The organism is Marinobacter sp. 2_MG-2023 (assembly GCF_030546935.1).
Classification (GTDB): Bacteria; Pseudomonadota; Gammaproteobacteria; order Pseudomonadales; family Oleiphilaceae; genus Marinobacter.
The window spans coordinates 44,032-65,476 of record NZ_JAUOPH010000001.1; the positions used below are offsets into that span (position 1 = coordinate 44,032).

At 54.7% G+C, this 21,445-nt stretch carries 22 protein-coding genes; 17 read left to right on the top strand and 5 right to left on the bottom strand.

Annotation, left to right across the window (positions count from 1 at the left end; genetic code table 11):
- Window positions 1-66: 66 nt before the first annotated feature.
- On the bottom strand, window positions 67-2,472 hold the full coding sequence (locus Q4501_RS00235) for a DNA internalization-related competence protein ComEC/Rec2 (RefSeq protein ID WP_303594305.1): 2,406 nt from the start codon (window positions 2,470-2,472) through the stop codon (window positions 67-69).
- Window positions 2,473-2,619: 147 nt separating this feature from the next.
- Here Q4501_RS00235 and Q4501_RS00240 point away from each other — a divergent pair, with 147 nt between their 5' ends.
- Complete coding sequence (locus tag Q4501_RS00240) at window positions 2,620-3,168, top strand: DUF2062 domain-containing protein (protein WP_303593163.1); 549 nt, start codon at window positions 2,620-2,622, stop codon at window positions 3,166-3,168.
- Here Q4501_RS00240 and lolD read toward each other — a convergent pair.
- A complete protein-coding gene (gene lolD, locus Q4501_RS00245) occupies window positions 3,156-3,866 on the bottom strand; it encodes a lipoprotein-releasing ABC transporter ATP-binding protein LolD (protein WP_303593165.1) in 711 nt (236 codons plus the stop codon). The genes Q4501_RS00240 and lolD overlap by 13 nt on opposite strands.
- The gene (locus tag Q4501_RS00250) at window positions 3,859-5,100 is read right to left on the bottom strand and encodes a lipoprotein-releasing ABC transporter permease subunit (RefSeq protein WP_303593167.1); all 1,242 of its coding nucleotides are present in this window, start codon (window positions 5,098-5,100) and stop codon (window positions 3,859-3,861) included. Before Q4501_RS00250 ends, lolD begins: the two co-directional genes overlap by 8 nt.
- A 122-nt stretch (window positions 5,101-5,222) precedes the next feature.
- Between Q4501_RS00250 and Q4501_RS00255 the strand changes: the two genes are divergently transcribed.
- The 9 genes from Q4501_RS00255 to infA all read left to right on the top strand — a co-directional run bounded on the left by Q4501_RS00255 (window position 5,223) and on the right by infA (window position 12,302).
- On the top strand, window positions 5,223-5,810 hold the full coding sequence (locus tag Q4501_RS00255) for a PilZ domain-containing protein (protein WP_303593168.1): 588 nt from the start codon (window positions 5,223-5,225) through the stop codon (window positions 5,808-5,810).
- Between the two features lie 104 nt (window positions 5,811-5,914).
- Window positions 5,915-6,217 carry a hypothetical protein gene (locus Q4501_RS00260; RefSeq protein ID WP_303593169.1) on the top strand — a complete coding sequence of 101 codons (303 nt, stop codon included), beginning with the start codon at window positions 5,915-5,917 and terminating at the stop codon, window positions 6,215-6,217.
- 109 nt (window positions 6,218-6,326) lie between these two features.
- Window positions 6,327-7,379, top strand: coding sequence for an agmatine/peptidylarginine deiminase (locus Q4501_RS00265; protein WP_303593171.1), 1,053 nt, complete (start codon window positions 6,327-6,329; stop codon window positions 7,377-7,379).
- Window positions 7,376-8,311 carry a carbon-nitrogen hydrolase gene (locus tag Q4501_RS00270; protein WP_303593173.1) on the top strand — a complete coding sequence of 312 codons (936 nt, stop codon included), beginning with the start codon at window positions 7,376-7,378 and terminating at the stop codon, window positions 8,309-8,311. Before Q4501_RS00265 ends, Q4501_RS00270 begins: the two co-directional genes overlap by 4 nt.
- Before the next feature lie 7 nt (window positions 8,312-8,318).
- On the top strand, window positions 8,319-9,230 hold the full coding sequence (locus tag Q4501_RS00275) for a MoxR family ATPase (protein WP_303593175.1): 912 nt from the start codon (window positions 8,319-8,321) through the stop codon (window positions 9,228-9,230).
- A gap of 131 nt (window positions 9,231-9,361) precedes the next feature.
- Window positions 9,362-10,315, top strand: a complete 954-nt coding sequence (trxB, locus tag Q4501_RS00280) for a thioredoxin-disulfide reductase (RefSeq protein WP_303593177.1) — start codon at window positions 9,362-9,364, stop codon at window positions 10,313-10,315.
- Window positions 10,316-10,499: 184 nt separating this feature from the next.
- The gene (gene aat, locus Q4501_RS00285) at window positions 10,500-11,213 is read left to right on the top strand and encodes a leucyl/phenylalanyl-tRNA--protein transferase (protein WP_303593179.1); all 714 of its coding nucleotides are present in this window, start codon (window positions 10,500-10,502) and stop codon (window positions 11,211-11,213) included.
- A complete protein-coding gene (locus Q4501_RS00290) occupies window positions 11,214-11,927 on the top strand; it encodes an arginyltransferase (protein ID WP_303593181.1) in 714 nt (237 codons plus the stop codon).
- A 156-nt stretch (window positions 11,928-12,083) separates the two neighbouring features.
- On the top strand, window positions 12,084-12,302 hold the full coding sequence (infA, locus tag Q4501_RS00295; protein WP_071263575.1) for a translation initiation factor IF-1: 219 nt from the start codon (window positions 12,084-12,086) through the stop codon (window positions 12,300-12,302).
- Between the two features lie 92 nt (window positions 12,303-12,394).
- On the opposite strand, the gene clpA is transcribed toward infA, so the two are convergent.
- Entirely contained in the window at window positions 12,395-14,665 is a 2,271-nt protein-coding gene (gene clpA / locus Q4501_RS00300) for an ATP-dependent Clp protease ATP-binding subunit ClpA (protein ID WP_303593186.1), read from the bottom strand.
- An 18-nt stretch (window positions 14,666-14,683) separates the two neighbouring features.
- On the bottom strand, window positions 14,684-15,043 hold the full coding sequence (gene clpS / locus Q4501_RS00305) for an ATP-dependent Clp protease adapter ClpS (protein ID WP_303594307.1): 360 nt from the start codon (window positions 15,041-15,043) through the stop codon (window positions 14,684-14,686).
- A gap of 327 nt (window positions 15,044-15,370) precedes the next feature.
- Here clpS and cspD point away from each other — a divergent pair, with 327 nt between their 5' ends.
- From cspD to Q4501_RS00340, 7 genes are all read left to right on the top strand, one after another.
- Complete coding sequence (cspD, locus tag Q4501_RS00310; protein WP_303593187.1) at window positions 15,371-15,682, top strand: cold shock domain-containing protein CspD; 312 nt, start codon at window positions 15,371-15,373, stop codon at window positions 15,680-15,682.
- Between the two features lie 174 nt (window positions 15,683-15,856).
- The gene (locus Q4501_RS00315; protein WP_303593188.1) at window positions 15,857-16,495 is read left to right on the top strand and encodes a pseudouridine synthase; all 639 of its coding nucleotides are present in this window, start codon (window positions 15,857-15,859) and stop codon (window positions 16,493-16,495) included.
- A complete protein-coding gene (locus Q4501_RS00320) occupies window positions 16,492-16,941 on the top strand; it encodes an NUDIX hydrolase (protein WP_303593190.1) in 450 nt (149 codons plus the stop codon). Before Q4501_RS00315 ends, Q4501_RS00320 begins: the two co-directional genes overlap by 4 nt.
- 51 nt (window positions 16,942-16,992) lie before the next feature.
- A complete protein-coding gene (mnmA, locus tag Q4501_RS00325; RefSeq protein WP_303593203.1) occupies window positions 16,993-18,177 on the top strand; it encodes a tRNA 2-thiouridine(34) synthase MnmA in 1,185 nt (394 codons plus the stop codon).
- Window positions 18,174-18,818 carry a high frequency lysogenization protein HflD gene (hflD, locus tag Q4501_RS00330; protein WP_303593205.1) on the top strand — a complete coding sequence of 215 codons (645 nt, stop codon included), beginning with the start codon at window positions 18,174-18,176 and terminating at the stop codon, window positions 18,816-18,818. The genes mnmA and hflD overlap by 4 nt, the downstream gene beginning before the upstream one ends.
- An 89-nt stretch (window positions 18,819-18,907) precedes the next feature.
- The gene (purB, locus tag Q4501_RS00335) at window positions 18,908-20,275 is read left to right on the top strand and encodes an adenylosuccinate lyase (protein WP_303593207.1); all 1,368 of its coding nucleotides are present in this window, start codon (window positions 18,908-18,910) and stop codon (window positions 20,273-20,275) included.
- Between the two features lie 17 nt (window positions 20,276-20,292).
- Window positions 20,293-21,444 carry a cupin domain-containing protein gene (locus tag Q4501_RS00340; protein ID WP_303593209.1) on the top strand — a complete coding sequence of 384 codons (1,152 nt, stop codon included), beginning with the start codon at window positions 20,293-20,295 and terminating at the stop codon, window positions 21,442-21,444.
- The last annotated feature ends 1 nt before the right edge of the window (window position 21,445 follow it).

A 21,445-nucleotide genomic window follows, 5' to 3' on the forward strand; every position in this document is an offset into this window, starting at 1 on the left:
TCTCCCTGATTGTTTACAAGCCGCGCTACTTTAGCATAGCTGCCTGCCGAGGCCACACCCGGAATGTCACAGTATTTTACACTGATCTCTGGCCTGGCCCGGACCGCTGATCCAGAACGCGCTTTGGTTTCGAGTTTCCTCAATTTTAATGGTATCGCCAGTAATCGTCATAGTAAGCGCTCCCGAGCAGGCTGTATTGAATGCCTCAGCACCTGCCGCCCGGTAACGGGCTGTTATGTCCGGATGAGGGTGCCCGTAACGGTGGCGATAACCGGCGGTATAAACCACCTTGTCCGGGTTTAGTGCACTGACCCAGGCAATGGAAGATGAGGTTTTGCTGCCGTGATGAGGCGCAATCATTACGAGTTCCGCCGGACGCTTCGCAGCCAATGTACTCTCTCGAGCTTGCAGGTACAGAGACTCTGTTGCCGCGCTGATATCGCCCGGAAAAATCCATTCAATGCCGGACGTCTCATGCCGGGCAGTCAGAACACAGGACGCATCATTGCCGGTCAACCCGTCGTTTGCCTGCCAGAAGTAAAGCGACAGCTCGCTTGTCAGGCTTTCTCCGCCGCCACAGCTTTGTACCTGTACCGATTTAAGCTTCTGATCCTTAGTGTGCCGCTCCAACTTTTCCCGAACAGCCTCAGGCTCACCAGTCAGGATTCGGCCTATGTCGTATGCATCAACAAGCACCCCGATACCGCCTGAATGATCGTTATCAGCGTGGCTTATAACCAACGTGTCAATTCGCCTTATACCCAGCGCCCGGAGGTTGGGCAGAAGTACCGACTCTACAGCCGAGAAAACACCTTCCACTTCGGGACCCGTGTCGTATAGCACTACTTTATCCCCAATTCGAAGCATCGCCGAGAGCCCCTGACCGACATCCCATATCCGCACTTCGGGGCTGGAGACCCGAGGGTTTCCGGTATCCGAGGGCCCGCTGGCTAAAACCACCCACGCCAGCACGAAAACAGCCCCTGCAGCGCGAAACAACCTGATTGGAACGGTAATTACCAGCATGACCAGCAAAGCCAGGCCGGCAATCTCCGGTAGAGTCCCCCCAAGATCGGGCCATCTAATGCCCGCAACCCATGCGAGAAAGCTCCAGATCACCCCAAGCACCCCATCCATTGCCGGAATAATCAGGCCCGACAAGCCGGGAAAAAGAGCTACCGCAAGTCCGCCAGCAATCAGTGTCGGCATCACCACCAGCGAGACCCAGGGAATTGCAAGAACATTGGCAAGCAACCCAGCAACCGGCTGTCCCTGCCCCATGCCTTCAAGGATCGGCCAGAGCCCCGCGAACACAGCGCCTTGCGCGAGAACAAGGCCAGCGAGCCAGCCGGTACCGCCCAAACGGCCGGCAAAGACGCAAACAAGAACAGAAACCGCTCCGAAAGATAACCAGAAACCCTGGTCCAGGGGAGCGAAGGGATCAAGCAAGAGAACCAGCCCAAGCGCCACAATAATGGAATGCCAGGCAGACACCTGCCTGGCCATCAGCAGCAACCAGCCCCCGACTGTCACCATGACAAGCGCTCTTCGGGTGGGCACCGTAAAACCTGCAGCTAGCGCATAGAGCGTACAACACAGAACAACGGCCAGGAACACCCCGAAACGCACGAAGCCTTCGCTCAGGCAATAGGTCGATACTGCCAGTAAGAGCCGGCGCACCACAAAGCCCGTGCCCAGTGCGACCAACCCCAAATGAAGGCCCGAGATTGCCACAAGATGTATGGTTCCGGTTGCCTTGAGCACTTCCCAATGCCGGGACGATAGGTGCCCGCGATTGCCAATTAGCAGCGACGCTAACAATGGATGGTACTGAGCCTCTGCGAACTGGTCGTCAACCCACTGCGCCAGCCTGATATGAAAACGGTGATACTGGCACTGGAGTGAACAGGTTACAGAGGGATCCGGCTGGGCACTGCGCACGCTGCCAGTCGCACGATAGCCCTTCCGAAATAGCCAGTCTTCGTAGCGAAAACCCTCAGGATTCAGAGTGCCATGGGGCTGCTTGAGTACAACCTCCAGGCGCAAGCGGTGATCCGGAAGAGCACCTTCAGGCTGACCGTACCAGGCGAGACGTAGTTTTTTAGGCAGCGTATTGTTAGGCGCCGGGGTCAGTGAATGCCCGTACCATCGGGTTACACAGAAGCTGAAACGAATACTGTCAAAACTTCCGGTTTGGGGAAGATCACAAACGTAACCGGCAATGGCCGTTTTTTGACCTTCAAAACCGGAGGGAAGCCGCTCTTGAAGGCGCTCATACGCCCACAAGCCCGACCAGGCAACACCCAAAGCGAGGCCGAACAAAAAGACCCTCACGAGCGTAAATGGCCGCAGATGATTCGGCAAGAACCATAATAAAGTTGGAAGTGTGAACACGAGCAGCCACACTGGAGGTGGCAACACCGTCAATCTATAAAGTAAGATGACGCCGCAGGAAAATGCGAAGGCGCACAGTACTGCACGAAAGACAGAGCCCTGCGAACCAGACCGGCCAGGGCCATTGAAAGAGCTACCGGACAATCCTTGTCCTCCCGATGATTTTATCCGTCGGCGGCATCCTTGGCGCCGGAGTTTCATTCTACTTAAAGGTAGAGCTTCCCAATGCCGAAGAAGTTCATGAAACGATATCTGCCATCACCTGAGAAGGTGCAAGCGATGCAATCGCTTGATTTTCTTGGCGATATCCTTCACGAACCCAACCTATGGCACATAAACCGTCACAGTGTCGCAAGGGCATTTCTGATCGGTGTCTTTTTTTGCTTTATTCCCATGCCCTTCCAGATGCTTGCAGCAGGCTTCTTTGCCATCTGGTTTAACGCCAACCTGCCTTTATCTGTGGTGCTGGTTTGGATCAGCAACCCCATTACCATGCCGCCCATGTTTTACTTCAACTATAAAATAGGCGCCTGGATTCTAAACCGGCCGGTCTTGAGCTTTGATTTTCAGCTTTCATGGTCGTGGATCAGCGAGCGCTTGCTCGACATCGGCATCCCGCTTTACCTGGGTTCACTGATCATAGCGACAATGTCAGCATGCCTGGCGTACCTGGCAATACAGTTCATATGGCGTCGAAAAATTCGCACAGATTGGCAACTGCGTCGCCGAGCCCGTAAGGAGCTACGGCGCGCATCGCGCGATCAGGCCTCCTGAACCAGCCTGCCCTGCTCCAGCCTCAGTACCCGACCAAGGCTCTTGGCCATCTTCATATCGTGAGTAACCATAACAAAGGCAATCCCGAACTGATCGCGCAGAGACTCTATAAGCTCCCGCACGCCTTCGCCTGTATGCTCATCAAGATTGCCCGTGGGCTCGTCCATCAGCACACAATCAGGCTCGTTAACCAGAGCACGGGCAATCGCTACACGTTGTCGCTCGCCACCTGAAAGCTCACCGGGCTTGTGCTCCAAGCGCTCTGCAAGCCCTACCCTTTGTAAAATTGTCTGGGCGCGCGAACGTGCATCGCTAACGGCTACGCCGCCAAGGGCACACGGCATCATGACATTCTCAAGCGCTGTAAATTCCGGCAACAGGTGATGAAACTGGTAGACAAAGCCCAGATGACGGTTGCGAAAGCGCGCACGCCCAGCCTCTGATAAACGGTGAATGTGCTTGCCGCAGATGGAAATTTCTCCGGACGACGGTTTGTCCAATCCGCCAAGGAGATTCAGCAACGTTGTTTTGCCTGCACCGCTGCTCCCCACGATTGCCACGGTTTCACCCGGTGTGACCTCTAGCGAGATGTCAGAAAAGATGGTCAGTTTTTCCGGACCCTGAGTGTAAGTCCGCGTTACCTGACGGCAATCGATTACCAGCGGAACATCCTTCATGTCACGGTTTTCCTTATTCATAGCGCAGAGCCTCCGCAGGATCTATCCGCGACGCTCTCCAAGCCGGATAAATGGTTGCCAGCAAGCTCATGGCAAGGCCTGCGCCGCTAATAACCGCCACATCCTGCCATTGCAACTGGGAAGGCAGATAACTGATGAAATACACATCGGCACTCAGGAACTTGTGCCCAAGTGCACCCTCCAGCCAGGAAATAAACCCACTGATGTTAAGAGCACCCAGAACACCAAGACTGGTGCCGATCAATGTTCCGAATACTCCGATCACAGCCCCCTGCACAATAAAAATTCTCATGATGCGACCGGGTGTCGCCCCCATAGTACGCAAAATCGCAATATCCGCTGTCTTGTCGGTTACCACCATGACCAGTGTGGACACGATATTGAAAGCTGCCACCGCCACAATAAACATCAAGAGCAGGCCGATCATGGTTTTTTCCATGCGAATGGCCTGGAACAGGTTGCCATGGGTGCGTGTCCAGTCCGAAATATAGTATCGGCCAGAAAGCTCTCTGGCCGCTTCTTCCGCAACCTTGGGCGCAGCAAAGAGGTCATCAACAAGTAGCCGCACACCTTCAGCTTTACCGCCGGTTCGCATCAGTTTTGCTGCATCATCCATGTGGATGAGCGTGTAATTGCCATCCAGTTCGGCGCCAACACTGAAAACACCTTTAACCGTAAAGCGCTTGAGACGTGGCAAGACCCCGGCCGGTGTTACCGAGGCTTCTGGCAATACCACGGTTACTTTGTCACCTAACTGCAGGCGCAGGCTGGCCGCCATAGTGCGACCGATGATAATCCCGAACTCACCCGAAACCAGATCGTCCAGTTTCCCGTCAATCATGTGGTTCTCAATGATCGAAACCGTACGCTCTTCCTCCGGAAGAATGCCATTGAGCATCACTCCGCGTACGTCACCGCCACCGGTAACCATTCCCTGACCCTGAATAAACGGAGCTGCAGCAAGAACCCTGGGATGCTGCTGTACCTGAGCATCCACTGTCTCCCAATCGTCCAGTGGTCCACTTCCCTGGATAATGGCATGGGGGACCATGCCGAGAATCCTCTGTTTAAGTTCGCGATCGAATCCGTTCATCACGGACAACACGATAATCAGTACGGCAACACCAAGCATCAATCCAATCATGGATGTGAGCGAGATGAACGAAATAAAGTGATTACGCCGTTTGGCCGCGGTATAGCGCAAGCCGATATAAAACGATAAGGGTCTGAACATGAAGAGGTGCCTGTCGCTACCTTCGGGTCAATCGTGGTCTGGAATTCCCGGCAGCCTTTCAGCATGACGGGAAACTGCTAAACTTTTACTAATGGCCATCATTCTTGATCCCGGAGTCCTGAATGCACACCCGAGACACACTGTCCGAACCGACCGCTTATGAGCCTGAGCGTCGGGAATTCTACCGAATCGAAGACCGGATTGGCCTGAAAGTCGATAAACTCCTGCCGTCAGCCGGGCTCGAGGAGAATGTTTTTAACGACAATCACCTCGAAATCCTGGAGGCAGAATTCAGGCGCCTGGATCAGGACATCAAATCCCAGCTTGCCAGCCTTGCGGATCAGGATCGCTTACTCACAGGGTTGGTGAAGTCACTGAATGGCAAGCTCGATACGCTTGCGCGCATTATGGCCTTTCAGCAAAATCCCTTGCAACCTGGGGACTGGCAGGACGTCACCCTGAGCGAGGGCGGACTTGCGTTTTGTGCCAGCCCGCAAGCATGGCAGACTGGTGACAGGTTGGCCGTTCACATGACCTTGCCGCCCGAACTTTCCCAACCCCGCGCGATCGCCCAGGTTCTGGATGTACAGGCTGATGAAACAGGCAGAGTAAGGGTTCATACCGGTTTTATCCGAATTCAGGATAGCGATCGCCAACAAATAGCCCGACATGTGATGCGGTGGCAGATTCGCCAGCGGCAAAAAGAGTAGACTGCCGAAAACATGTGACTTTTAACCGATTTTCTCGGATATTACGTTTTATCCATGTCCCCGGAGCATGTACCGGAGACCCCAGTATTAGTGGAGAACCCTAAATGACAGTAAAGCGAGCCCTGACTGGCACACTGGCGACGGCAATACTACTCACTTTGGCACCGGTTTCCGGCGCGTTTGCTGAAGAGCTTCGCGTACCCGTTGGCAGCCAGGCAGATAGAAGCCAGCAAAGCGTACCCCGGACGGGCATGACTCAAGACTCAGTAAAAGCTTCATGGGGCGAACCGGCTAGCGTCGAAGGCCCTGTTGGGCACCCCCCGATCAGTCAGTGGCATTATGGTAAGTTTGTGGTCTATTTCGAAAATGACCGCGTTATTCACTCGGTACTGTCATCCAAGCGCTGATACTATCAAGCATAGCGATTTTCTCGCCCGCTATTCTGGGCAAACACCCTGACGATATGCCGCCCTTTCTATAGAATGGCGGCATTTGCAATTTTAAGGTGACTGTAAAGTGACATCCCTACGCGTGCTGCCCGCTGAGTGGGCGCCCCAAAGCGCCGTTGTGCTTACCTGGCCCCACCCCGGTACCGACTGGGCAGGGATGCTTGATGAAGTTGAACCGGTATTTCTTGAAGTTTCCCGCTCTATTCTTCGCTTTGAGCACCTGGTCATCAGCTGTGAACATGTGATTCGACTGCAGGATCTTGAGCGCGATCTCAATGCCTGGGCAGGCCAACAAGGGCTGCCGGGGCGAGTGTATGCCGTGCCGGCACCAGCAAACGATACCTGGGCCCGCGACCATGGCCCCATAACCGTGCTCACCGATAACACACCCACCTTGCTGGATTTTCGCTTTAACGCCTGGGGAGGCAAATTCCCCTGGGAGAAGGACGATGCACTCAATCGCCATCTCGCCAATTTCGGAGTGTTCGGCACCGCTCCCATGGAAACAGTGGATTTCATACTGGAAGGCGGCTCCATTGAGTCTGATGGAGAAGGCACATTGCTCACCACTAGCGAATGCCTTTTGACGCCGTCGCGGAACGCCTCCATGGATCGCGGAGCCATTGAGCAATCGCTGTCCGAAATGTTGGGCGCAGAACGCATCCTGTGGCTTAACCATGGCTATCTGGCAGGGGATGACACCGACAGCCACATTGACACACTGGCCCGCTTTTGCGCGCCGGATCATATCTGCTACGTGGCCTGCCCAGATGTCGCCGATGAACACTACAGTGCGTTGGCTGCCATGGAAGAAGACCTTCGGGAATTCCGCCAGCGAGACGGGACGCCATACAGGCTTACCGCTCTGCCGTGGCCCGACCCGATATTCGGCGACGATAACGAACGCCTGCCGGCGACCTATGCCAACTTTTTGATCATCAATGGTGCTGTTCTGCTGCCAGTTTATGGAGTGCCCCAGGATGAGAAAGCCATCAGCATCATCAGCAAGATTTTCCCTGACCGGGAAATCATTCCGATAAATTGCCGGGCGCTGGTGCAACAACACGGCAGCTTGCATTGCGTCACCATGCAGATTCCGAAAGGAGTCGTTACTTTATGAGACACAACCCGGACCAATCTTCGCGCTCGGGCCTCCTGGCGGTCGCCGCCGTTCAGCAGGCATGTAGCGAAAACAAGGCTGCCAGCCTGGCAACAACTGAAATGCTGGTTCGCGAAGCGGCCGCAGGTGGAGCTCAGCTGATTGTCCTGCAGGAGCTTCACGCAACTCAGTACTTTTGCCAGACAGAAGACACCAGCATATTCGACTTGGCCGAGCCCATCCCCGGCCCTACCACTGAACGGCTTTCGGCCCTCGCAAAGGAATTGGGTGTCGTGCTCGTTGGCTCTGTTTTCGAGCGCCGCATGAACGGCGTTTACCACAACACCGCAGTAGTCATCGAGAACAATGGCTCGATCGCCGGCCTGTACCGAAAAATGCATATTCCGGACGACCCTGGCTTCTATGAGAAATTCTATTTCACACCAGGTGATGCACAGTTCAACGATGGCCGGAACGGCTTTTCACCTATAGAGACATCCGTGGGCAAACTGGGGGTTCTCGTGTGCTGGGACCAGTGGTACCCGGAAGCAGCCCGCCTGATGGCTCTTGCAGGTGCAGAGATACTGATTTACCCCACAGCCATCGGCTGGGACGTCACTGACGACCCGGACGAACAGGCCCGCCAACTAGAGGCCTGGGTGACCGTTCAGCGCGGCCATGCTGTGGCCAATAATCTCCCGGTAGTCGCTCCCAACCGGGTTGGTACCGAACCTGACCCCACCGGGCACTCCGATGGTATCCGCTTCTGGGGCAACAGCTTTATTTGCGGCCCCCAGGGCGAGTTTATGGCCCGGGCCGACGACAGCACCGAGTGCATCCTGAGCGTTACACTCGATCGCAACCGCAGTGAATCGATTAGACGCATCTGGCCGTACCTTAGAGACCGACGTATCGACGCCTATGGCGACATTCTCAAAAGAGTAAGGGACTGAAAACGGCATGAAGAACCGGGTAGACACTGTTGTTTCCGAATTGAACCAGATTCTGCTTGGCAAGGAGCGCCAGGTGCGCCTTGCCCTCTGCGGCCTGCTGGCACGGGGGCACTTGCTGATTGAGGACATTCCCGGCATGGGAAAAACAACGCTGTCCCACGCTCTGGCCAAAGTTATGGGGCTCACCTACCAGCGTATCCAGTTCACCAACGACCTGCTTCCAGCCGATGTGCTGGGCTATTCCATGTACGACAAAGAAGCCGGTAGCCTGGTATTCCACCCCGGGCCCATTTTTGCTCAGGTTGTGCTGGCAGATGAGATCAACCGGGCCTCTCCACGAACACAGAGCGCCTTGCTGGAAGCCATGGAAGAGCGTCAGGTTTCCATCGAAGGCGAAACCCGCCCGCTACCCCACCCGTTCTTCGTTATCGCAACCCAGAATCCAACGGAACAAGGCGGCACCTATCCGCTACCGGAATCTCAGCTCGATCGATTCCTGATGCGGATACGGCTGGGTTACCCTGATCCCAGAGCCGAGCGAGAACTTCTGGAAGGTGAAGATCGCCGGGTTATGACCGATCGGCTCGGCACACTGCTTTCAGAAGCCGACCTGGCAAAGCTGCAGGATGAAGTAAACCGCGTGACGGCAAGCCCGGCCCTGCTGGACTACATCCAGCGCTTGCTTGAACAGAGCCGCCGGATGCCAGGGCTGCTTTATGGCTTGTCACCGAGAGCCGGGCTAGGGTTGCTCCGGGCCTCAAAAGCCTGGGCCCTGATGGAAGGCCGCCAACACGTTCTACCCGATGATATTCAGGCCGTCTTCCCATCGGTTGCCGAACACCGTCTTGAGCAAGGTGAATCCGGCAAAAGCGCCGAGCGCATACGCCAACTACTGACCACCGTATCCGTATTGGCATGAATAGCTAAGCTTTATCAGCGGAATTGGCCAAAACAAATGGCAGTCTGCTGCTTTCGTGATAGCCTTTTCGTCTTCCTCGTAATACTGGCCCTGAAAAAGCCTGACACGTACCAAATCAGTGAGAGACATTCATGAGCGAAACCAAGCATTCCCGGCTGATCATCCTCGGCTCCGGCCCTGCCGGATACACCGCTGCCGTCTATGCAGCGAGGGCGAACCTGAACCCGACCCTGATCACCGGTATTGAAGTTGGCGGCCAGCTCACCACCACCACCGACGTCGACAACTGGCCCGGCGATAATGATGGCGTACAAGGCCCGGAACTGATGCAGCGCATGCTCAAACACGCCGAACGCTTCGAAACCAGCATCGTTTACGACACCATTAACGAAGCCGACCTTAAAAACCGCCCTTTCCGCCTCAAGGGCGACGGCGGCGAATATACCTGCGACTCCCTCATTATCGCCACCGGTGCATCTGCCATGTACCTGGGCCTGGAGTCTGAAGAGAAATTCAAAGGCCAGGGCGTCTCGGCCTGTGCAACCTGCGACGGCTTCTTCTATAAAAAACAGAAAGTTGCTGTTATCGGTGGCGGTAACACCGCCGTAGAAGAAGCCCTGTACCTCTCAAACATCGCCGCAGAAGTCACCCTGGTTCATCGCCGTGACAGCCTGCGCGCCGAGAAAATCCTGCAGGACAAGCTCTTTGAAAAAGCCGAAAACGGCAACGTTAAAATCGTCTGGGATCACACCCTCGACGAAGTTCTGGGCGACAGCACTGGTGTGACTGGTATGCGCATCAAAAGCATGAAAGACAACTCCACCCAGGAACTCGACCTGGCTGGCGTGTTCATTGCGATTGGCCACAAACCGAACACCAGCCTCTTTGAAGGCCAACTGAACATGGAAAACGGCTACATCCAGATCAACTCAGGCTTGCAGGGCATGGCCACCCAAACCAGCATCCCCGGCGTATTTGCCGCAGGCGACGTGGCAGACCACATATACCGCCAGGCTGTGACCTCAGCTGGTTTCGGTTGCATGGCCGCACTGGATGCGGAGAAATTCCTGGATCAGCAGGATTAAGACAGACTGAAAGCAGGCGAAATAAGAGCCTGACGAAGCCGGAGAGCTGGCCGTTCTGAAACTGTGCGAAGCCATGGATGGCGAAGCCAAGCGTACGGGAACGTATCCACAGCGTGTTTCAGAACGGCCTGCCCTGCGGCTGACACTCTCAAGCAAGCGAACTGAGTGATAGCCGAAGAACAGGATGACCTCACTACCCTGGCTAGACCCCGACCAACTCTGGTTCCCCCCAGCCGAAGAAGCCCTCGATGACCCGGATGGCCTACTCGCCCTGGGCGGTGACCTCTCCTCAGAGCGCCTGATCCTCGCATATCGCAGCGGCATATTCCCCTGGTACAGCGAAGAGCAGCCGATACTCTGGTGGTCTCCAGACCCTCGTTGCGTGCTTTACCCCAAAGACATCCACATATCTCGTAGCCTTCGCAGAACCCTGAATCAAGGGCGATTTCACGTCACCGCGGACCAGGCCTTTGGCCGCATCATTCGCTTGTGCGCTTCCACCCGCAGCGAAGGCACATGGATAACCGACGATATGATCGCCAGCTATTCTGACCTTCACCGACAGGGAATTGCCCACTCCATCGAGGTGTGGAACCGGAAGGGTGAGCTGGCCGGAGGAATGTACGGGATCGCCATAGGGCAATGCTTCTTTGGTGAGTCCATGTTCTCTCTGGAAACGAATGCATCCAAAGTGCTTATGGTTCACCTGGCTCACCAACTGCAAGATTGGGGCTATCAAGTCATAGATTGCCAGGTAGAAAGCAACCACCTTCTCACTATGGGCGCACACACCATACCCAGAAGCGAGTTTTTATCTATAATCGATACATACGCAGACCGAAAACCGGATCAGCCCGACTGGACATTCCAATGGCAATGGCGCAGGCCGGAGGCATGAATGAGTAGTCTCAGAACCCTGGTATTCTTTGCAACACCGGCCCACGATTGCAGCTACCTTCCCGATCGCGAAGCGACCACCATGTTCGTTGATCCGCAGGCGCACGTTGATAAAAAGCTCTACAGCCAACTGACGTCACTAGGCTTCCGGCGCAGCGGCTCCCATTATTACCGCCCTCATTGCGAACTCTGTAACGCTTGTATCCCGGTTCGGCTAAACGTAAACGACTTCCGCCCGGACCGCAGTCAGAGGCGGGTGCTTAAAAAGAACAGTGACCTGGAGTGCAAGCTCGTACCTGCAGCGTTCAGCGAAAGCTACTATACGCTCTACGCCAACTACGTTGAGTTGAGGCACAAAGATGGCGACATGTACCCTCCCTCTCGAGAACAGTTCACCTCTTTTCTTGTAGAGGGATCTACGGATTCCTGGTTTCTGGAGATGCGGATAGACGGGGAGCTGGTCGCCCTGGCGGCAGTGGATGCGCTGGATGACGGGCTCTCGGCCATATACACAGTGTTCGATCCGGCTTTTGAATACCGAAGCCTTGGGACCTATGCTGTGCTATGGCAAATCGAGGAGACCCGACGGCGCAACCTCCCTCACCTGTACCTCGGCTACTGGATAAAACAGTGCAGGAAAATGAATTACAAAACTCGCTTCAAGCCTATAGAGGCTCTACAGAATGGCCATTGGCGAGCTCTAGATGTCACCTAGGTGCCAGTTTCGGGATGCAAGTAGCCTGAAAATCGATGCCGCGGGCACCCTTTTTCCTGCTCTGCCACGCAACTCACTTTGCCAAACGGCTACAAATCAGGCAGAATTGCGCAATTTAAAATTACGGAAAGTATTCCAAATAGAGGTTTTTACTGAATGGCGAAGACAGATGCTATTGAAATGGAAGGGGTTATTCTTGATACCCTTCCAAATACCATGTTCCGGGTTGAGCTGAGCAACGGCCACGTTGTTACCGCTCACATTTCTGGCAAGATGCGTAAAAATTACATCCGCATCCTGACCGGCGACAAGGTCAAGGTTGAGTTGACGCCTTACGATCTGAGCAAAGGCCGGATTGTGTACCGCGCCCGCTAAGACACTAGCGACTGCCAGAAAGCATAAAAAAAACCGCTGCACGAATGCAGCGGTTTTTTTTGGACGGCCTTAAAACCTTTCGGGTAGCCGAATCAAACGGCTTCCGCAGGCTCGTCCTCATAGTCAAATACCAGCTCATCGCCCTTGAGGTGAATGAACACATCTCCGCCCTTCTCGGACAAACGTCCGAACAGAATCTGCTCTGCCAACGGACGTTTTATCTTATCCTGAATCAGACGGGACATTGGGCGTGCGCCCATGGTTACATCGTAACCCTTGCCTGCCAGCCAGGACTTGACCTCGTTATCCACATGCAGAACCACGTGTTTCTCATCCAGCTGCGCCTGCAACTCGGTGAGGAACTTGTCGACCACAAAAGTAATGGTCTCTTTTTGCAGGTCGCCAAACTGGATAATGCTATCCAGGCGGTTGCGGAACTCCGGCGTAAAGGTCTTGCCGATAATTTCCATACCATCGCTGCTGTGGTCCTGCTCGCTGAACCCCATCGAGCGACGGGCCATGCTTTCAGCCCCGGCGTTGGTTGTCATCACCAAAATGACATGACGGAAGTCCGCTTTGCGCCCGTTGTTATCGGTCAGGGTACCGTGATCCATCACCTGCAACAGCAGGTTGAAGACTTCCGGGTGAGCCTTCTCAATTTCGTCCAGCAGCAGAACGCAGTGTGGATGCTTGTTTACGGCTTCTGTTAACAAACCACCCTGGTCGTAGCCAACATACCCCGGAGGCGCGCCGATCAGACGGGACACCGTGTGGCGCTCCATATACTCGGACATATCGAATCGAACCAGCTCGACACCGAGCGCCTTCGCCAGTTGCTTGGTCACCTCTGTTTTACCAACACCTGTAGGGCCTGCAAACAGGAAGGAACCTTCCGGTTTCTCCGGAGCTTTCAGACCTGCGCGGGCAAGTTTAATCGCCATTGTCAGGGATTCGATGGCCGGATCCTGCCCGAACACCACCATCTTCAAGTCCCGCTCGAGATTACGCAGCAGGTCCTTGTCGCTGGTAGATACGTTCTTGGGTGGAATACGGGCTATCTTGGCGACCACTTCCTCAATCTCGGAGACATCCACCGTTTTCCGGCGTTTGTCCTCGGGCATCAGGCGCTGGCGCGCACCAGCTTCATCGATCACATCAATGGCTTTGTCCGGCAAGTGGCGATCTGTAATGTATCGGTCCGCCAGTTCCGCAGCCACGCGCAGTGCCTGGTCTGTATATTTGAGATCGTGATGCTTCTCAAAGTTCGGTTTCAGCCCTTTGAGAATCTGATAGGTGTCCTCAACGCTGGGCTCGTTGACATCAATTTTCTGGAAACGCCGGGCCAGCGCGCTATCTTTCTCGAAAATACCCCGGAATTCCTGGTATGTGGTGGAGCCAATGCAGCGAATTTCGCCTGAACTCAGCATCGGCTTGAGCAGGTTCGAGGCGTCCATTACGCCGCCTGACGCCGACCCGGCACCGATAATGGTGTGGATTTCATCGATGAACAGAATCGCATGCTTCTCTTTTTTAAGATCAGCCAGCAACCCCTTGAGACGCTTCTCAAAATCGCCACGGTACTTGGTTCCGGCAAGCAGGGCTCCAAGATCCAGAGAGTACACCACGCCATCAGCGATGATATCCGGCACCTGGCCATCAACAATACGTTTGGCCAACCCCTCTGCAATCGCAGTTTTACCCACACCAGCTTCACCGACCAGCAAGGGATTGTTCTTGCGACGGCGCACAAGAATCTGCACCACTCGTTCAACCTCATGCTCACGGCCAATCAGAGGGTCAATGCGCCCTTGACGAGCCTGCTCATTCAGGTTGGTTGCATAATTCTCCAGTGGTTTGGACTGGCCACCCTCTTCACCGGTTTCGTCATGAGAGATCTGCTCGTGCCCATCCTGATCTTCCGCTCCTTGCACCCTTGAAATACCGTGGGATACAAAGTTAACGACATCAATGCGTGCAACGCTCTGTTTTTTGAGCACATACACCGCCTGACTTTCCTGTTCACTAAAAATGGCAACCAGAACGTTGGCACCGGTAACCTCTTTCTTACCGGAGGATTGCACGTGGAAAACCGCGCGCTGTAACACTCGTTGAAAACCAAGCGTCGGCTGAGTCTCGCGCTCGTCGTCGCTGCTCGGAATTAACGGAGTCGTGGAGTCAACAAATTCGACCAACTCGTCATGGAGCTGCTTGAGGTCTGCCCCACAAGCTTTGAGCACACCAACCGCCGATTCGTTGTCCAGCAAGGCCAACATCAAATGCTCCACCGTCATGAACTCATGACGCTTGTCGCGGGCACTTTTGAAGGCCGTATTCAGCGTAATTTCAAGATCTTTGCTCAGCATGGGCCACCCCGCCGTCTGTCAGTCCGCACATTCAATCTCGCAAAGGAGCGGATGGTCGCATTCCGAGGAATACTGGTTCACCTGTGCCGCCTTTGTTTCCGCGATATCCCGGGTATACACCCCGCATACAGCCTTTCCCTGCGTATGGACGAGCAGCATCACCTGTGTCGCCTTTTCTTCATTCATCCCGAAGAATGTTGTCAACACATCCACAACAAAATCCATGGGTGTGTAATCGTCGTTCAGAAGCATCACTTTGTACTGAGATGGACGCTTCAGCGCAGGTTTTTCGGGAGCAACGCTGAGGTCATCGTGACGCCCCGGCTGTTCATCTTCTCCCTGGTTTAATATTAGTAGAGAATTTTCGATAGTCCGCATCATTCTTTACCGTTTATCGGTGCCTTTTATAAATGTGGTTGTCAGACCCCGGGTTTTCAAGTCAGATCCCTGCCCGAGGATGAGATAATTACCTATACGTCCATGATACCGCTTCCGGACTCTGTTCAACCACACATTACAGCAATAGAAGCTATTGACTCGACTACAGGTTTCGCCGACAGTTAGATTGTAGTGTTAAATAATGTAAATACATGAGAGGTTCATGTAACAGGGACCTGACAAAATACGCGATTTCAGGGCTGGTCAGCACTAGACGCAATTAATTGAACAACAACAAGTGACAGTGAAAGAACAGGGGAGTTCATCATGCCAAAAGGCAAAGTAAAGTGGTTCAACAATGCCAAAGGGTACGGTTTCATCATAGAAGATGGCTGCAGTGACGACCTGTTTGCCCACTTTTCGTCAGTCCAGATGGACGGTTACAAGACGTTAAAAGCAGGTCAGGCAGTCAGTTTCGATAAGAAACCCAGCGACAAGGGTGTGCACGCCGTGAACATCGTACCCGAGGAGCAGGCCGGGGCGCAGACCCAGGCAAACACCTCGGATTCCAGTGAACAGGCGACCCGAACCACAGACGCGGATGGCGGAGATTACCCTTCCCGCGCGGCAAACGCCTGACAGCCATATCACGTCGGCTTTCTGCCACTGAGCAACCCTGCCGGATAGTGCCGGCGGGACGGTGCTCTCAAGCCGGTAAAACGAAGCACAGGCTTTACCTTGCGCTTTCAAACGCAGGCATTTCTACGTACTCTTTCAGCTGATTTTCTTTAAACCTGCCCGGGAGACGCCTCCATGGCTGAACTCATCCTTTTTAACAAGCCCTTTCAGGTACTTTGCCAGTTTACGGATGAGGCTGTATCCGCCGGGCGGAAGCGTCGCTCCACCCTGGCGGACTGGATTAGCATTCCGGAGGTCTACCCGGCCGGGAGACTGGATTACGATTCCGAGGGACTGCTTCTGCTGACCAGTGACGGCGCCTTGCAGCATCGTATAGCCTCACCAGCTCTGAAAATGCCGAAAACATACTGGGTACAGGTCGAAGGTGAGATCACCCCAGGCGCCATAAAAGAGCTCTCCACAGGCGTTAAGCTTAAAGATGGCCGCACCCGGCCGGCTCAGGCGCGCAAACTTGAGGATCCGGAGTTATGGCCCAGAGTTCCTCCCGTGCGCCGAAGAGAGACCGTACCTACCAGTTGGCTGGAGCTGACCATCACTGAGGGCCGTAACAGACAAGTACGGCGTATGACTGCGGCTGTCGGATTTCCAACGTTGCGGCTGATCCGCTATCGTATTGGCGACTGGACGCTGCATGGACTAAAGCCAGGCAAACACCGAAAACTTACGGTTAATCTGCCTGCCGCAGCCCAGCCAGAAAAGCGTCCGATGCGTGCACGCCCTGCCAAGGTGCCACAGAGGGCCCGAAGATCATGACCTGGACGCCTCACGCCACAGTAGCCGTGGTTATTGAAGATGCGCATGGCCGCTTCCTGATGGTTGAAGAACGCAGCAGCGGACGGGTTGTCTTTAACCAACCAGCCGGACATGTCGAAGAAGACGAAGCCATTATTGATGCGGCACGACGGGAGGCGCTCGAAGAAACCGGCTGGGAGATTGAACCGGAACACTTTCTCGGGCTCTACACCTATAAAGCCCCGTCCAATGGCGTAACCTACTATCGTTTCTGCTTCACAGGAAAAGCTCGAAAACGGGTAACCGAAGAGCTGGACGCCGACATAATTGCCGCCCACTGGTTGTCACTGGAAGACATACGCCGGTTGGGCGACAAGCTCCGCAGCCCTCTGGTTATCAAATGTATAGAGGATTACCGAAAAGGTCGATGTTACCCACTGGATGTGATTGCAAATCCGCAGACGTAACCGGCACAAAATGGTAAACTCCCGCGTTTTTCACCGGTGCCCGGAACTGTCATGACAAATCCAACCCCCGAAGCTCGCTCCCCGGAAGACACACACGTTATCGTTGGCATGTCTGGCGGTGTCGATTCGTCGGTTGCAGCCTGGTTGCTCAAAGACCAGGGGTATCAGGTCGAAGGCCTGTTCATGAAGAACTGGGATGAAGACGACGGCACAGAGTACTGTACCGCCATGACCGATCTGGCCGATGCGCAGGCTGTTGCAGATGCGATGGGTATCAAACTCCATACCGCAAGCTTTGCCGCCGAGTATTGGGATCGCGTTTTCGAGCACTTTCTTTCCGAGTATCAGGCTGGTCGCACCCCGAACCCCGATATCCTTTGCAATAAAGAGGTCAAGTTCCGGGCTTTCCTGGATTATGCAGTCACACTCGGAGCGGATTACATCGCCACAGGCCACTATACACGGCAGCGGCCGCTCAATGACGGATCCGGGAAAGCGCTTCTTTTAAAAGGTCTGGATGCCAACAAGGATCAGAGTTATTTCCTTCACGCTGTATCCGGAGACCGGATCGCCCGCACCCTGTTCCCGGTTGGTGAGCTGGAAAAACCGGAAGTGCGCAAGATTGCCGAGCAGCAAGGATTCGTCACCCATGACAAGAAGGACTCCACCGGTATCTGTTTTATCGGCGAGCGCAAGTTCAGCGACTTTCTAAAACAGTACCTGCCGGCGCAGCCCGGTGATATTGAAACCCCTGAAGGCAAAAAGATTGGCCGACACCAAGGTTTGATGTACCACACCATTGGTCAACGTCAGGGACTCGGTATTGGTGGGCTCAGTGATTTTGGCGACGACCCCTGGTACGTCGCCGGGAAGGACCTGACGCACAATGTACTGACTGCCGTTCAGGGCAAGCATCACCCCCTACTATTCTCCCGGGGCTTGCTGTCCGATCCGATCGATTGGGTCGCCGGCGAGCCACCAGCGCAATCCTTCCGCTGCAAAGCGAAAACCCGTTACCGTCAACCTGACCAGGATTGCGAGGTAACGGTCATTGAAGGCGGCGTGAAGGTGGTGTTTGATGAAGCCCAGCGCGCTGTCACGCCCGGACAATCTGTGGTTTTCTATATTGATGACAATTGCCTGGGAGGCGGTGTGATCACGGAGACCTGGCGTGACGACGAACCTCTCCCGGCGCGCCTTTCTCACAATGATTCAACTCAGGAAGCCAGCCAATGAGCCGGTCGCTTCACGATCAGACGCTGGCTTTGGCGGGCGTATTCCAGGCTGCCAATCTGGTTCAGCAAATCGCCAACAACGGGCATTGCAACGAAACCAGCCTGGAGGCATGCCTGCGCTCGCTTTTTGCAACAAATCCTGCAACAACGCTCGACGTATACGGCGGCGAACTGACCGATGTGCGAGAAGGGTTGGTTACGCTTTCAACGGTTATGAGCGAACAAAGCAAACAGCAGGATGTTGAGGTTCTGCGTTATGTGCTCAACCTGATTCACCTGGAATCGAAGCTCAACCGAAAAAGTGACATGATGGACGTAATCGGCAGCCGTATTGAACAGGCCAGGCACACCGCCAGCCACTTTGGTTATGTCCACACAAACCTGATCAGTAACCTGGCCTCTATTTACACGGATACCATCAGCACCTTCCGCTTACGTATTCAGGTGAGCGGTAACCCCTCCCTGCTCCAACGAGACGAGAATGCTGCGAAAGTCAGGGCGCTCCTGCTGGCAGGTATTCGTTCGGCGGTGCTCTGGAGACAAAGCGGCGGTCGCCGTTGGCAACTGGTTATGTCACGCCGCAAGGTGATTCAACATGCGCGGGAACTTGCAGAGCAAGCGAACCGTTCATTCGATAAGTAATTGGTTGCCACTGATTCACCGGCGGCGCTGGTGTATTATGGTGCCTCCTTTTTTCTGAACCGATTCTTTGATTATTTGTGAGGTTTTCGATGGAACTCAACGCCCTGACCGCCATTTCCCCGGTCGATGGACGCTATGGCAGTAAAGTCAGCGTTTTCCGTGACATTTTCAGTGAATATGGCCTGATCAGGAACCGCGTGACGGTCGAAATCCGATGGCTGCAGCAATTGGCGGCCCACCCCGAAATCATTGAAGTGCCAGCATTTACCGCGGAGGCCATCGCTTTTCTGGACCAGATGATCAGTGAATTCAGCCTGCAGGATGCCGAGCGCATCAAGGAAATCGAGCGCACAACAAACCATGATGTAAAAGCGGTTGAGTACTTTATCAAGGAAAAAATCGCCGATATTCCCGAGCTGCATGCGGTCACCGAATTTGTTCACTTTGCCTGCACCTCTGAGGACATCAACAATCTCTCCCACGCCCTGATGCTTCGCGAGGGTCTGGATAACGGCCTGCTGCCCGCAATGGGCCGGGTTGTCGAGAAACTGGGCGAGCTTGCCCAGGAGCACGCTGAACAGCCAATGCTTTCCCGTACACACGGCCAGACAGCATCACCAACAACCGTCGGCAAAGAACTCGCCAACGTTGTTTATCGCCTGCGCCGACAAATGAAACAAATCCGTGAGATTGAGGTTCTGGGCAAGATCAACGGCGCGGTTGGCAATTATAACGCCCACATCTCTGCCTATCCTGCTTTAGACTGGGCCGCCAACGCCCAGGCATTTATCGAAAGCCTGGGCCTGGACTTCAATCCTTACACCACACAGATTGAGCCTCACGACTACATCGCCGAACTTTTCGACGCGGTCGCGCGCTTCAACACCATCGTGATCGATCTCGACCGGGACGTGTGGGGTTACATCTCACTGGGCTATTTCAAGCAGAAGACTGTTGAAGGCGAAGTAGGCTCTTCAACCATGCCCCACAAAGTCAATCCGATCGATTTCGAAAACTCCGAGGGTAATCTGGGGATTGCCAACGCATTGCTTGGCCACCTGTCCGCCAAGCTACCGATCTCACGCTGGCAACGCGACCTTACCGACTCCACCGTACTGCGCAATCTGGGCGTTGGCTTTGCCCACAGCCTTATTGCCTACGAAGCCACCCTGAAAGGTCTGAGCAAACTGGAAATTAACCCGGCGCGCCTGAATGACGACCTCGACAAGGCCTGGGAAGTTCTTGCGGAGCCGATCCAGACTGTGATGCGCAGGTACAACATCGAGAAGCCCTATGAGAAGCTCAAGGCACTGACTCGCGGTAAGGCCATGACTCCGGAAGTTATCAGAAGCTTCGTGGAAAGCCTGGAGATGCCCGATAGCGCCAAAGCGGAACTGATGGACCTGACCCCAGGCAACTACATTGGTAACGCCATCGATCAGGCCCGCAACATCTGAACCCAGGGAGCACAACAATGCATATGCTTGGCGGACTTTCGCCTTCTGAATTTCTGAGGGACTACTGGCAAAAGAAACCCTTTGTCATCCGCCAGGCGTTTCCCGGATTTCAGTGCCCGGTCGACGCTGACGAACTGGCCGGCCTTGCTTGTGAAGAAGGCGTGGAATCACGCATCGTCATCGAAAACGATGACGGCAAGCCCTGGCAGTTGCACAACGGGCCCTTCTCAGAAGAACGCTTCGGCCAACTACCCGACAAGGATTGGACCCTGCTGGTACAAGGGCTTGATCACTGGGTCCCCGAGGTCGCTGACCTGCTCGAACACTTCCGCTTCGTGCCCAACTGGCGCCTTGACGATATCATGGCAAGTTATGCGCCCAAGGGCGGCAGCGTAGGGCCCCATTACGACCAATATGATGTATTTCTGCTTCAGGCCCAGGGGCACAGACGCTGGACGTTTGGTGGCCGTTGCGACCAATCCTCGCCCCGCGTGGAGGGCACGCCATTGCGTATTCTCAGCAGCTGGGAAGGTGAAGAAACCGTTACTCTTGAGCCTGGCGATATGCTTTACCTGCCTCCGGGCATTGGCCACCACGGCATAGCCGAAGACGATTGCATTACACTCTCGATAGGTTTTCGGGCGCCGACTATTGAGGACCTGCTTACCGGCTTCACCGACTTCCTGTGTAACCAATCGGATGCCTCAGATCACATGAATGACCCGGACCTTCAGGTTCAGGACAACCCGGGCACGATTGCACCAGGCGTTATTGACCGCCTGCAATCCGTTCTGACTGAAAAACTTGAAGATAAACGCCAGCTGGCGCTGTGGTTTGGCCAGTATGCAACCGCTCCTAAAAATATGGATGTTGTGGTGCCGGCGGATGAGCCTGCCTCAGATGAAGATTTTGCCGAGGCCATTCGGGCCGGCGAGCAACTACGGTGGAACGAAGGTTCCCGCTTTGCCTACCATGAACAGAACGACGTAACCGCCCTTTTTGCAGACGGTGAGCAGTTTCTGCTCAAAGGTGATGCTCGCCCGCTGGCTCCTCTGTTGTGCGCGGGAGCACGCATCGACATGGGCGCCCTGGCCCAGTTTGCCGGCGACCCGGCTCTGCTTGGCCTGCTAACAAACCTCTATAATCAGGGTTCAGTGTATTTCGAGTGAT